Source organism: Streptococcus sp. HMSC064D12, from assembly GCF_001837205.1.
Taxonomy (GTDB): Bacteria; Bacillota; Bacilli; order Lactobacillales; family Streptococcaceae; genus Streptococcus; species Streptococcus salivarius_D.
Map to the genome: position 1 here is coordinate 40,500 of NZ_KV831765.1, position 435 is coordinate 40,934.

Sequence of the window (435 nt, forward strand, 5' to 3'; positions counted from 1 at the left end):
GTGACTTAGTGAAGCCATCTTTAAGGTTAGCTGTAATCACACCGTTAGCAAGTGAGATGTCGAATTTATCTGTAACATCTTTACCAGTTACTGAATCGTAAACCTTGATTGCTGATGCATCTACATCCAACTTAGTTTCATCAAAGTCATCTGTGATACCAACAGTTTGGATATGATCCTTGTTGTTAGCGTCAAATTGAGTTGTATCAAGCCATACTTGGTAGTAAAGTGTTTGACCAGGTTTAACTGACTTCGTATTCAAGTTTTCCAATTCGTTGTTTGATGCGTCATCAGCATAAGGGTTTGCATTGGTGTCTGAAACCTTGTTAGCCAATTCTTTATCATCATCAACGAGTTTAGTACCTGTTACGTCGAATTTCGCTTCAGAAACAACATATTTTTCTGGTTGGAACTTAGGTTTTTCTGGTGGACGAA

General features: G+C 37.9%; 1 protein-coding gene. It reads right to left on the bottom strand.

What is annotated here, in order from left to right; all coding sequences use genetic code 11:
• Positions 1 to 435 (bottom strand): SspB-related isopeptide-forming adhesin (locus tag HMPREF2697_RS09045; protein WP_180364365.1); only part of this gene is annotated, 435 nt, incomplete at both ends.